This is a genomic window from Paenibacillus sp. D2_2 (genome assembly GCF_031199965.1).
GTDB lineage: Bacteria > Bacillota > Bacilli > Paenibacillales > Paenibacillaceae > Fontibacillus.
The window spans coordinates 3,730,592-3,744,039 of record NZ_CP133605.1 but is presented as its reverse complement, the minus strand read 5'-3'; the positions used below and the strand labels follow the sequence as shown (position 1 = coordinate 3,744,039).

6 protein-coding genes and 5 pseudogenes are annotated in these 13,448 nt (G+C 47.0%); 7 read left to right on the top strand and 4 right to left on the bottom strand.

The genetic code is table 11. The features are described 5' to 3' along the window. Positions 1–63 precede the first annotated feature (63 nt). On the bottom strand, positions 64–1,209 hold the full coding sequence (locus tag RE628_RS18960; protein ID WP_309154513.1) for a THUMP domain-containing class I SAM-dependent RNA methyltransferase: 1,146 nt from the start codon (positions 1,207–1,209) through the stop codon (positions 64–66). A gap of 167 nt (positions 1,210–1,376) precedes the next feature. Here RE628_RS18960 and RE628_RS18955 point away from each other — a divergent pair. Beyond that, positions 1,377–2,007, top strand: a pseudogene (locus RE628_RS18955) (class I SAM-dependent methyltransferase). Positions 2,008–2,014: 7 nt separating this feature from the next. Here the strand turns inward: RE628_RS18955 and RE628_RS18950 are convergent. Next, a pseudogene (locus RE628_RS18950) lies at positions 2,015–3,218 on the bottom strand (MFS transporter). Between the two features lie 209 nt (positions 3,219–3,427). Between RE628_RS18950 and hemE the strand changes: the two are divergent. From hemE to RE628_RS18915, 6 genes and pseudogenes are all read left to right on the top strand, one after another. Further along, positions 3,428–4,470: pseudogene (gene hemE / locus RE628_RS18945) on the top strand (uroporphyrinogen decarboxylase). A gap of 47 nt (positions 4,471–4,517) precedes the next feature. Next, complete coding sequence (gene hemH, locus RE628_RS18940; protein WP_309154512.1) at positions 4,518–5,462, top strand: ferrochelatase; 945 nt, start codon at positions 4,518–4,520, stop codon at positions 5,460–5,462. Between the two features lie 361 nt (positions 5,463–5,823). Then, positions 5,824–6,956 (top strand): annotated as a pseudogene (locus RE628_RS18930) (CapA family protein). 606 nt (positions 6,957–7,562) lie between these two features. Continuing rightward, positions 7,563–8,213: a fumarylacetoacetate hydrolase family protein gene (locus RE628_RS18925; RefSeq protein WP_309154509.1), complete on the top strand. Its 651-nt coding sequence runs from the start codon at positions 7,563–7,565 to the stop codon at positions 8,211–8,213. Between the two features lie 2 nt (positions 8,214–8,215). Beyond that, on the top strand, positions 8,216–9,034 hold the full coding sequence (locus tag RE628_RS18920) for a DUF92 domain-containing protein (protein WP_309159505.1): 819 nt from the start codon (positions 8,216–8,218) through the stop codon (positions 9,032–9,034). A gap of 59 nt (positions 9,035–9,093) precedes the next feature. Further along, a pseudogene (locus RE628_RS18915) lies at positions 9,094–11,089 on the top strand (ABC-F family ATP-binding cassette domain-containing protein). A 140-nt stretch (positions 11,090–11,229) separates the two neighbouring features. On the opposite strand, the gene RE628_RS18910 reads toward RE628_RS18915, so the two are convergent. Together RE628_RS18910 and RE628_RS18905 are read right to left on the bottom strand one after the other, a co-directional pair. Continuing rightward, a complete protein-coding gene (locus RE628_RS18910) occupies positions 11,230–12,345 on the bottom strand; it encodes a hypothetical protein (RefSeq protein WP_309154508.1) in 1,116 nt (371 codons plus the stop codon). After that, a complete protein-coding gene (locus RE628_RS18905) occupies positions 12,315–13,262 on the bottom strand; it encodes an RCC1 domain-containing protein (protein ID WP_309154507.1) in 948 nt (315 codons plus the stop codon). The genes RE628_RS18910 and RE628_RS18905 overlap by 31 nt, the downstream gene beginning before the upstream one ends. Positions 13,263–13,448 lie beyond the last annotated feature (186 nt).

The following is a 13,448-nucleotide window of genomic DNA, read 5'->3' as shown; positions in this document are numbered from 1 at the left end:
GAATAAACGGCGGTAACACCGTCATCCGGTACATATCTTAACAAGGAAAACCCTTCCCCCAGATTAATGTCTGGGTGGAAGGGGACCGAGGAATTGCAGGTATTGACACTCGATTCGACCGTTGAACAGCTTGCGGCGCTTATCCGCTTTGCGGCCAAAGTCATGCTCGAATTGCTTGGTCGGGGTAATAGCGAAGAAGGACCATGTCGGATATTCCACTGAAATTCGCCCGAATTGGGAAATCAAGCGGCGAATCTCCTTCTCCTCACCAATACGTTCACCGTAAGGAGGGTTCGTGATCATACATCCATAGTCGCCTTGAAGTTGGATTCTCGCAGCGGGAAGCGTCTGGAAAGTGAGCTCTTTAGCAAGTCCGGCACTCTTGGCCGCTGCTTGAGCTACTTCAATTGCCTTCGGATCAATATCACTGCCCCCGATATTCAGCGGAATGTCATCACGTACCGAGTCGATCGCTTCATCCCGAGCGTCCTGCCACAATTCCTTTGGAATAGCCTGCCAATTCTCTGAATTGAACGAGCGTCGAAGTCCAGGAGCGATATTCCAGCCGATCATCGCAGCTTCAATCGGCAACGTTCCCGATCCGCAGCAAGGATCATAGAAGGGGCGGGCCGGATTCTGATTCCAGCGGCTGAGCAGAATAAGAGCTGCCGCCATCGTCTCCTTGAGGGGAGCTTCTGTAATCAGTTTGCGGTAACCGCGTTTATGCAGCGCAGGTCCCGTTGTGTCTAGTGTCAGCAGGGCGACATCATTCAGAAGAATGACCTCGATCACATAGCGTGGTCCATTCTCCTGGAACCATTCCGTGTGGTAGGATTCTTTCAACTTCTCGACAATCGCTTTCTTGACGATGCCTTGGCTAGCAGGTACACTGCTGAGTTGCGACTTATGGGACCTTCCTTCAACCGGAAATTCTCCGTGCACGGGAATCCAGTCTTGCCAAGGCAAAGCCTTAGTGCCTTCGAACAATTCGTCAAAAGTACGGGCTGTGAATTCTCCCATCTTGATGAGTACACGATCCGAGGTACGCAGCCACAGGTTGCAGCGGCATATATCGATAAGGTCTCCTGTAAAGGTGACACGTCCGTTCTCTACCTTCGTATCGGTGTAGCCTAAGTCTTTTAATTCGCGTGCCACGACGGCTTCTAGACCCATCGGTGCAGTCGCGATTAGTTCCAATTGTCTCGACATTCTCGTTAATCAACTCCGTATATAGCTTGTAATTCCTGAACTATTTCTTGTAGGAAATGTGCAAAAACCATACAATTCAGTATAGGACAATGTCTATCAAGTTACAAACTATTGTTGTCTGATGACGGCAATTTAATCTAGAGTGTTTGAAAGGGGAGTGCGGATATATGATAACGCCTGAACAGTATGGCGATGAATTGTATGCGGAAGATGAGGTGTTAAGCAGAGTAACGCGTTCGATTGAGGAGCACGGTATACAGGATGTCTCGATTGCTCCAGGCTACGGAAGACTACTAACCTTACTAGTGAGATTGGGTGATGCGAAGCGTGCGCTTGAGATCGGTGCCCTTGGTGGTTACAGCGGAATATGTCTAGCTAGGGGACTGGGAGCAGATGGACATTCTCGTTTCACTGGAGATTAGCGAGGACAATGCCAAGCTGGCCGGAAGTAATATGGAAATGGCCGGATATGGTCAAATGGCGGAATATATGGTTGGACCTGCTCTGGATAGTCTAGAGGTTCTGAAGCAGCGCGGAGAGAAGTTCGATTTCTTCCTGATCGATGCGGATAAAGGAAATTACCCGGCTTATCTGGAATATGCGATATCACTGGCGGCACCGGGAGCGCTCATTGCCGGAGACAACACCCTGCTCAGAGGCAGAACGCTGAATTCCGACAAGAACGGACCTGCGGTGATGGCCATGCGGAAATTCAATGAAATGATCGCAACGGATGAGCGCTTACTCAGCACGATGTTGCCGGCCTATGATGGCCTAGCCCTGGCGCTGGTGAAGTAAGCATATTCTATGCGTGTGCTTTTGGCTTGGAATATAGCTTGGTTCTCACCCAGATCGTATTTAACAGCAGTAAAATACCGGACATAATGAATAATCCTTCAATGCCGATGAAGCCTGCTAACGTACCTCCGATTAAGGCTCCGAACATATTGCCTAGGGCCAGTGTGCTGCTGTTAAAGCCGAAGGCCCGGCTCTCCATTCCGTCAGGGGTATAGTACCGAATCAATGCATTTACGCTCGGCAGAAGTCCTCCCATAAAGATGCCCATCAGGAAACGGACAATGATTAGCTGCCAGACGCTCTGCACAAATGCTTGTGGTATCAGCATCGCTGCTGCTCCGATCAGGCAGAATGTCAATATACGATGTGCTCCGATCTTATCGCTGACCCGGCCAAGTATTGGCGAGGTGATCATATTGGACATCCCTGTAACCGCGCTGACGAAACCTGCCCAGAACGAGGCATCCACGGCGGTTCCATGCAGTCTCTCTACATATAGCGGCAGCAGGGTCATCGGGCTGATCATGGCGAATTGTAGCAGAAATGTCACGGCGAATAGAGCTGTTAGTTGCTGAGTCTTCGTTAATTCGCGTAGACCTGCAAGCACGGAGATCTGCGGTACCTTGGCAGCTTCTTCTCTATTGAAGTTCTCGCGAACGAACAGCAGGCAGGCCAAAGAGGCAAGGAATAACAGACTGCCGGTAATATAGAAAATAGGTCGGAATCCTACCCAATCGGCCAAAGTCCGCCGATCAGCGGGCCGAGGATCGTACCCGCGACGGTGCCGGACTGGATCGTTCCCATTGCGAAGCCCATTTTTTCTTTCGGAGCTGTACCGGATATGAGCGATACAGCGGCCGGGTTGAAGCCGGAGATGGTACCGTTGAGCAGCCGTAGTGCCAGCAGATGCCATGGCTGTGTAGCGAAACCCATGAGTGCAATCACGATGGACATACCAAAACCGGAGCGAAGTAGCATGACCTTCCTTCCATATTTATCGGCCAGCTTGCCCCATAACGGCTGGAAGATGAAGGAGGTTGCAAAGTTGGCTGCAAAGATGCTCCGGCCCATAAGCCGATCGCATGCTCTCCGTGAACATTCAAATCTCTGGACAGGTAGAGAGACAGAAACGGAGTGATCATGGTCATTCCAGCATTGACGAGGAATGATCCAACCCAAAGCACAATGAGGTTTACTTTCCAAGTTTTCACGTGTGCTTCACTTCCTTTCTGACTTATTCTGGTTGTATATAATGAAAGTTCAAAAAAGACTGATTTTTCTAGTATACCACAATGACCCAAAATCATCGGAGCAGTTGTCATACGATTGTCATGAGTTTCCCGCATGTGAGAGTTGTTACATCCAGGTAAAGAAGTCATAATGTATAATATAGGATTTTGATAATAGGAGGAGAAGTTGGTTGGCATATAATGATCGGTTTATTCGCGCTTGTCGGCGACAGGAGATTGACGCGGTACCCGTCTGGTACATGCGGCAAGCAGGCAGGTATGACCCTGAATATCGCAAGATCAAGGAGAAATACAGCTTGCTCGAAATTTGCCGTCAACCGGAGCTTGCCGCAGAGATAACGATGATGCCAGTACGCAAGCTTGGCGTGGATGCGGCTATTTTATACTCGGACATTATGAATCCGGTTGCTTCTATCGGTATCGACTTCGATATCGTCAAGAATATTGGCCCGGTGATCGACAATCCGATTCGATCGGAGGCGGATATCGACCGTCTGACCCGATCAATGTCGAGCGTGATCTATCCCATATATTAGAGACGATACGTATTCTTGACCGCGAGCTAGAGGTTCCGCTTATTACTTTTGCTGGAGCTCCATTTACGATAGCCAGCTACTTGATCGAGGGGCGTCCGTCCAAGAGCTACATACGTACAAAAAGTATGATGTATGGCGAGCCCGAGCTATGGGACAAGCTGATGTATAAGCTCGGAGATATGGTCATCGCCTATTTGAGAGCCCATATTAAAAATGGTGGCAAAGCGTTCCAACTGTTTGATAGCTGGGTTGGCGCGCTGGCTAGACATGATTTTGAACGATATGTACTGCCTACGATCACTCGCATTTTTGCAGAGCTGTCCGATCTTGATGTACCGAAGATATATTTTCCGGGCGTAAGTTCAGGGGAATTGCTGCCGGCTTTAACGGAGCTTAAGACAGATGTGATCGGTCTTGATTGGCGCGTATCGATCGAAGAGGGAAGACGTAGAACTGGAGGAAGCTTTGCTGTGCAAGGCAACTTGGACCCGTATGTTCTAACCGCGCCTATGCCTGTCATCAAGCAGCATGCCAAGGATATTATTGACCAGGGCATTCAGCAGCCAGGGTTCGTGTTCAATCTAGGACATGGGCTATTTCCAGAGGCATCGCTGGATAAGCTGCGGGAATTGACGGAATATGTACATGAATACTCACACCAGGCAATTGCTCGGTAAGAATAAATATTGGCTGTATCAATTCAACGGATGAGGTGAACAAGAGCGTGAACACAAAAATTGGCGTATTGGTGATGTCCTATGGCACACCCGAAAGCATGGATCAAGTAGAGGCTTATTATACACATATACGGCGCGGGCATCCTCCCACTCCGGAACAGCTTCAGGAATTGACGGAACGGTATGAGGCGATTGTCGGAGGAGTATTTCCGCTGCGTGCGAACACAGATAAACAGGTAACTGCCCTTCAAGAGACGCTGGAAAGACTGAACCCGGGCACGGATAAGCAATTTGTCTGTTATCAGGGGCTGAAGCATGCCCGCCCATTCATCGAGGATGGCGTGGAGCAAATGGCTCGTGACGGCATCAAGAAGGCAGTCGGAATTGTACTTGCTCCCCATTATTCGGTGATGAGCATAGGTGGCTATATTAAGCGTGCACAGGAGAAGGCGTCTGAACTGGGCATAGAGATGAGCTTCGTACATAGCTATCATCTGCATCCGAAGCTGATCAAGGCGTTTGCGGACCGGGTATGCACCAAGCTGGACCAGTTCAAAGAGGGCGGTGCGAATCGGGATCAGGTAAGGGTGTTATTCAGCGCGCACAGTCTACCTGAACGTATCCTGCAGATGGGGGATCCGTATCAGGATCAGCTGATGGAGACTGCTGGAGCAGTGGCAGCTGAAGCCGGGGTGAATAACTGGCAGTTCACATGGCAGAGCGCCGGCCGGACAGCAGATCCTTGGCTTGGGCCGGACATACTTGATACGCTCCGTAGCTTAAGTCAGGAACAGGTAGAAGATGTTCTGGTCGCTCCGGTAGGGTTCGTATCCGATCATCTGGAAGTGTTATATGACCTTGATATTGAAGCGAAGACGATTGCCAAGGAGTTGGATATGCGGCTCGAGCGCATCGAATCCTTAGGAACCGATCCGCTCTATATGGAGACGCTGGCTGAATGCGTTTTGATGCAAATCGCAGATTGGGAATAGATTCTAAGATATACTGCTTAAGTACTTCCATCGACGTGACAATTGTGAACCCTTCCCTGTAAAATAGGCGGAGGGTTCTATTTATTTGTGCTACCCTGATATAATAAAATCAATCATGTCATGATCAAATCATGTTTTAAAGAAGGAGTCTCATGGATGTATCCACCAAGATCTGAAAAGAATCAAAAAAGAAAACAGGAGCAGGATCGCCGCCTAAGCCGGTTTTTGGCTGGCCCTGAACGGCTTGCTGATCTTTATTATTATTGTGCTAGGGACTTATTACTATCTTGATTATCGTACGGTCCAGGGGGATAACAAGAATAATCAACAGCAAGAGCAGACAAACCATGGATTGTATGAGATGCCGGATGTTTCCCAGCATGAGAATCAGCCGCCAAATGCGAGCGAGGACGATTCTGCTCAGACGGATTCGGATTCGAATACGCCTGGGCAAGCGAATTCATCGACCGATGGATTACTGGATGATTCAGAGCAGGGTTCCAGTCCTGCAACAGAAGTGAATCCGACCCCGGAAGAGACAGCCTCTGGAGACCAGGTATTGATTCATTTCGGCGGCGATACGATCTTCTCGGGAAACGTGGCGAAAGTCCTAGAGAAGCAGGGCTATGATTTTCCTTACCAATATGTTAAGGAGCTGTTCCAAGGTGACGACCTTACCGTGCTCAACCTGGAGACGCCGGTTACATATGGGGGACTGCGGCTGAAGACAAGACTTTCGTGTTCAAGTCATCTCCAAAGGCGCTCAGCGAGTTGGCCAAAGCCGGTGTTGATGCGGTTAATCTAGCAAACAACCATACTCTTGACCAAGGGGTGGAAGGACTGCTGGATACAATTCAGCATTTGAAGGACAATAAGATCCAATATGTCGGCGCGGGCAGTAATCGCGATGAGGCCTATGCGCCAGTCTACTTCGAACGTAAGGGGATTAAGATCGCGCTGTTTGGCTTCAGTCGGGTAATCCCGCAGAATAGCTGGATGGCTGGCAAGAATAATGCCGGGGTGGCAGCAGTGTATGACTCCACTCTCGCAGTTAAAGCCATTCAGGAGGCCCGTAAGAAGGCAGATCTGGTGCTGGTCGTAACCCATTGGGGCAAGGAGAGGGTAACCAAGCTGGAAGAGCATCAGACGAATCTATCCCATGCCTTCATCGATGCTGGCGCTGACCTGGTTATCGGCGGACATCCCCATGTAATGCAAGGAATTGAACAATACAAGGGTAAATGGATTGCATACAGCACGGGGAATTTTATCTTTACGAAATCGAATGATCCCAAGACATGGGAGACTGCGGTTTTCTCTGTAAAATGCAGCAAGAACGCGGATTGCCAATTGAAGCTGACACCTTATTTCACGGAAATCGGCCAGCCGGTTCCGATGAATGAGAAGGATGGAGCTAAGATGCTGAAGGAAATAGAGGCTTTGTCGCCGGGGATTAAGATTGATGCTTCCGGAGAAGTGAGGAAAAAGTCTTGATGAGTGAAAAATTATAGTGCTTACTGCAATTATCCGCCGATCTATAATAGATCGGTATTTTTTATGGGTATATAATTTATAAGTAAACAGAGGGACTGATGTTAAAATTCCAAATCCGTCGTAGTAATCATAATAGTGTCTGTGATTTCCGTTAGAACGGCAAAAGGCCTCGTTAGAGGTTTTCTATATCTGTAAGCCGAGCGTTGACTGAGTCGCAGATACTTGCAAAAAGGTAGGTTTCTATGTCACAATCGTCATAGGTACGCTGAATTCCGCTGTGGATATTCGTGCGAATTTTGACAACGGGTACGAAAAGGGGCTGACAACCATTTTCTCAGGGTACAGGCCGCAAGTGTCCGTTGTTTTTGCATTTATGCCGTAAATATAACTTACATAGATTGAACTACTCAACAAATGAAAGTTCAAAAAGAACACCGAGAAGGTTGGTTGAAGCTAGGGAGTGAGGAGCGGAGCGTACGTAGTTGGTACGTGAGCACCGGAAGTCCCGGCTGAATTCAAGATTCGATGCTGACATCACTTCCTGATTTACTTCGTGATCAAAAGCGAACTTTTTGAACTACCTCTTAAATAAAGGAGATATAAATAGTGAATAGAACAATAGCTAACGTATATTGCGTCGGACGTAACTATCGGCTGCATGCCGAGGAATTAGGCAATGAGGTACCGAAGGAACCGATGATATTCATGAAACCGTCCCATGCGGTTGTACCGATGGCCGATTCTAAGCTTGAGTTACCTGCAGTACAAGGCGAAGTTCATTATGAGACTGAACTCGTTCTGCGTGTTGCCCGCGATTATAAGCCGGGGATGTCAGTTGATGAGCTCGTAGACGTAATGGCATTTGGGATTGACTTCACACTGCGTGATGTCCAGAACGGGCTGAAGGCCAAGGGCCATCCGTGGACGGCAGCTAAGGCATTCCGCAACTCTGCCCCTATGACCCCATACATTGCATTTCCGGGAGCGGAAGAGACTGCGAAGCAGGACTTTATTCTGCGCAAGAACGGCGAGATCGTCCAACGCGGTAATATTGCCAACATGATCTTTCCACTGCAGCAGATTATCGATTTTATAGCTGAGCGCTATGGACTGGGCGAAGGAGATCATATTTTCACAGGCACTCCGGAGGGAGTAGGCCCTGTATACAAGGGGGAGCGACTGGAGATCTCCTATGGTACCCAGGTGCTTGGAAGCTGTGACATTGTCAGCGGTCCAGCGGCCTCGGGGCAGTCATAATGATAGATTGGATTATCGGGGCGTTATGCGCCCTTTTTATCGCTGGAGCGGCCTATTGGAAGAGGTCATTGTCTTTGTCGGGAGCTGTTGCTGCTGTCATTATGGGTACGGTGTATTACGCCGCCGGCAATTTATTTTGGTTCGGGATTCTGATCCTGTTCTTTGTGACCTCATCAATATTTTCCAAGCTTCGCGGTGACCGCAAGGCAGAGCTGGAGAGATCCTATGCCAAGAGCGGCAGGCGTGACGCTGGACAGGTGTTCGCAAATGGTGGACTTGGGATGGTTGCTTGCATATTGAATGCACTGTGGCCGAATCCGGCTTGGGCATTTTTCTTCATAGGATCTATGGCAGCTGTTACTGCGGATACTTGGGCTACAGAATGGGGTGGGCTGAGCAAAAGACCGCCTCGTTCCGTGTTGAACTGGAGAGTTGTTCCACCAGGAACTTCTGGAGGAATATCATCGCTTGGCAGCATGGCAGCACTGATTGGCGCTGGAATTATTGGCGGAGCTGCTTGGCTGCTGTTGGGATGGACCAACGCGGCGCAGGACTTCATCTCGATTACGCTATGGAAATGGATTATTATCGGCGCGGTGTCTGGATTTGCTGGAGCGATGGCGGATTCACTGCTAGGTGCAACGGTGCAGAAGATGTACCGCTGCAAACAATGTGGTAAGGTCGTTGAGGTTGGTGAGCATTGCGGCCAGGCTACTTTGCCGGAGCGCGGCTGGAGCTGGATGAGCAATGATGCGGTTAATATAATCAGCTCCGCGGCAGCCGGTTTCATTGCCTGGGGGCTGGGAGTTATTTTAGCCTAGCATGAACATCACCTTTCATTGATATCGTATTAATCGAACAGAAAAGTAGGGAAATGACAATGAATATCATGACAGTTGAGCATTTGACCAAAACCTATGGCGAGAAGGTCCTGTTCCAGGACGCTTCCTTCGGGATGGATGAGAATAATAAAATCGGTGTGATCGGGGTAAATGGGACGGGGAAATCGACATTCCTGCGTGTTATTGCTGGACTCGATCAGGCCGATGAGGGCAAGGTTGCTATAAATAGAGACATTCGTGTCTCCTATTTGGCCCAGAATCCGGAATTTGACGCTGAACTTACTGTTCTTAGAGCGGTATTTCAGGGGAAGATCCACAGCTGCAGGTCGTGTCAGAATATATGGAAGCGATGGATCTGTTGGAGATGCTTCCAGGTGACCAAGCGCTTGCTGAACGAGTAACTCGATTAACGCAGGAGATGGATCGGACCTCAGCTTGGAATTTGGAGAATGAGGCCAAGACGGTTCTATCCAAGCTTGGAATCACCGATTTCAGTCAGAAGGTCGGCAGCCTGTCAGGTGGCCAGCGAAAACGGGTGGCCTTGGCTTCTGCACTGATCATTCCATCAGAGCTCTTGATCATGGATGAGCCCACGAACCATCTCGATAATGATACGGTCGGATGGCTGGAATCATTTCTGCAGAAGCGTCGTGGCGCTCTTTTGCTGATTACTCATGATCGTTATTTTCTCGATCGAGTCTGCAATGTTATGTTGGAGCTGGATCATGGACGTCTGTTCCGGTATGAAGCGAATTATAGCCGGTTCCTAGAGCTGAAGAGCGAACGGGAAGAGCGGGAGGCAGCATCGGAGCAGAAGCGGCAAAATCTGCTGCGAACAGAGCTGGCCTGGATTCGGCGCGGTGCCAAAGCACGTTCCACGAAGCAGAGGGCACGAATCGAGCGCTTTGAGAAGCTGCAGTCGCAAGGGACTGATTATAAGAGCGATTCAGTGGATATTTCGGTCGCTTCCACACGGTTGGGGCGAAGATCCTGGAGATCAGCGATTTGAGCAAATCATTCGGGGAGCGTGAGTTAATTTCCGGCTTGAATTATACGGCGGTGCCTGGAGATCGCGTCGGAATTATCGGTCTGAACGGAAGTGGTAAATCGACGCTGCTCAACATGATTGCGGGGCGAATTCAGCCTGATGCAGGCGAGATTGAGCTTGGTACAACGGTTAAGCTTGGCTATTATACGCAAGAGCATCAAGAGATGGATGGAAAGATGCGCGTCCTAGATTATATTAAGGACGAAGCCGAGCTTGTAACAACGGCAGACGGTTCACGAATTAGCGCCAGTCAAATGCTGGAGCGCTTCCTATTCACAGGCGCAATGCAGTGGACACCCATCGAGAAGCTATCCGGCGGGGAGAGAAGACGCTTGTATCTGCTGCGCGTGTTGATGAGCGCTCCGAACGTATTGCTGCTGGACGAACCGACAAATGATTTGGATATTCAGACTTTGACTGTGTTGGAAGCTTATTTGGATGAATTCCCGGGCGCTGTATTCACGGTATCCCATGATCGATACTTCCTCGACCGCACCGTGGATAAAATTATGGCCTTTGAAGGCGGTGGGAAGGTAGCTGTTCACGTTGGTGATTATAGCGACTATCAGGAGCGAATACAGCGCGGCGACATTGGCGGCACTCAGGATGCAGATTCAGAACGCATTGGATTAGCTAAGAGAACCAACAGTAACGGGGGAAATGCAAACGGAAACGGCAGCTCTAGTGGAGTTGCTGCTCAGGATGAGGCTGCTGGCACTTCTGGCCGGGCTGCACGTACGGAGCGGCTGAAGTTCAGCTTTAATGAACAGCGCGAGTATGAAGCGATCGACGGGAAGATCGAAGCGACAGAAGCGCGATTGACCGCGATTAGTACGGAGATGGAGCAATCGGCCAGTGATGCAGTAAGGCTTCAAGAGCTGATGCAGGAGCAACAGACTGCCGAAGCAGAGTTGGAGCATTTGATCGAGCGCTGGACCTACTTGAACGAGCTTGCTGAGAAGATTGAGAGCCAGCGCAATCAATAAAGTAGTGTAAAGAGTTCAACGAGACAAATGGGTTAAGTGAATTTGGCAAGAAAATGATAAGGAAAACCACCGGAATAGGATTAGAATCCTTGATCCGGTGGTTTTTTCGGTTAAAGCGTAATTCATTGCTAAAGTGGGAATTAGCCTGCAACTTCTTCCCATGGGGTTTCGAATAACTGGGAATGATAATAGATATTCATTAACTCTGTATTACCTGCACGAATGGATTTCCTATCGTTATTAAGACTAAACCACAAAGGATAAGTTAAAGGAACATCATAGTACAATTCGTATTTACCAACAATCCCCTTTTTAGGTTTTGTAATTATTTTTGCACTCGGCGATGGTGTAATATATTTAGATGAATTTGCTTGCAGAATTTCATATGAAAATGTAGTTCTAATGTAATATAAGTTGTTTCCTCCAGGATTATATATTATAGATGGCTCAGGCTTGGCATATCCTCTCATAACAATTTTATTTTTCTTTACCCAATCGACATAACTTCTAATTTGGCCTTTCATGTAAGTCTCATTATAATTACCACTTAGGAGAGGGAATACTTCATCTGCCCATTGATAGTTGATAGTTCTGTAATCAACATTTAGCATTAAATCATAATATGTGCTAACAGTTCGAGCCCATTCATTTACATCTTCATCAGTAACAAACACGGAGAGAGAATCGTCATTTTTCCATAATTGAGCAGAATTTTTTTTGTTTTTATTTTTTGATGTTGGAAAGGTCATTTCATACATACTATTAGGTACGTTTTGTAATATATATGGGAAAGAACCTGAATTTTTAGGTAAGTTAGTTGTACGAATTAGTCTGTTAGTTGAGTCGACTTTTGAATCAGGATTAGGTGAAGTGATCAAATTAATAGTCATCCCATAACGATCATTCTCGATGGATAATCCTAACATCTCTTTTAATGAATCAAGAAGAACATATTGAACTCCATTTTTATTTATCATACTTCCTTGTAGGGAAGCACTTGTAATCTCAGGAGTCTTGTTTAACTTTGCAGCAGCACTTTTTGCAACGCTAAAGGGAACAAGTAGCCGGTTATTTTCATCTAATGTTGCTACAGGAGTGTTCAATTGAGGCTCTACTCCATCAATAAGTACACGTTTTGTATAAGATGCAAATTTCTTTTTAGAATCTAATTTAATAGATAGACGCATAGGTTTTTGAATCCGGGGTATAGATTTTATATTACCCATTAATCCGCTGGAGTTAAGTCCCATGTCCATAAACTTCCGTCTTCTCCAATAATATAACTTGTCGTGCCGATGGTATCGAATTGTTTTACTTTAGGTATCCCGGTTATTTTAGTAGGGATGTATGTATAGCTTGACCCGATATCCCCAATTCCTAATGCTCCATTATAATGACTTCCCCAAGACCAAAGCGATCCGTCTTCTTTAAGTGCAAAGAGTGCATACCCTACATTAGGTGAAGCCACGTAGACTGCCTTTACGTTAGAAAGAGTAGGGATATTAACAGGTTCGTAGGCTTCTTCATATTTAGTATCAGAATCTATAAAATCAGCAGGATCACGACCCAATTCGCCTCGATAATTTTTTCCTAACACTTGAACGGTTCCATCTTTTTTAAGCGCTACAACCATACTGTTATCACCAGAAATCATGGAAATATTTTCAAACCCTTGAATCTGTTCTGGTACAGTTATCGATTGCTCTGTAGTAACATGGTATATGTCCCATACAGTACCATCACTTTTAAGTGCATATCCTCCTGAGATTTGTACGATATCGCTTAGACCGTCTATTTTCTCTGGGTAAGTATCATTTGAAAATCGCCATACAGTTCCGTCACTTTTTAATGCAATGCTACTACCAATAGATATAATATTTTCTAGGCCAACGATTTGGTAGGTATGAGGACTCGTTTCCCATACAGTACCATCTTTTTTTAATCCGTAGCCATACTTTACTTGAATAATATCACGTAATTCAGGTACTCTCGTAAGCTCCTCTGAATCCCAATTCCATATGGAGCCGTCACTATCTAATAAGGATGCGCCCAAATAATTGGAATGAACATTGCTTATTGAATAAGGGGTTGCGGCTTTAATACTTTGTGGTGGAAAAAAATTATTAAGGATAAAAATCGTAAGAATTAACAATAAACTAGCTGTTTTTTTCAATTATAGATCTCCTTTTGCTATAGTTTTAGTAGGTATAAAAAGCTTGCTTTTCTATGTATAGTTACTAATTATTATGAACGGTAATTGTTGATCAGATAGAAGCAGAAAGAAAGGCGCCTAAGTAAGAGACGCCTTTCTCCTGTATTAGCTACTAATCCCTTGCAGTCATTTGGAAGGATAGTGTTC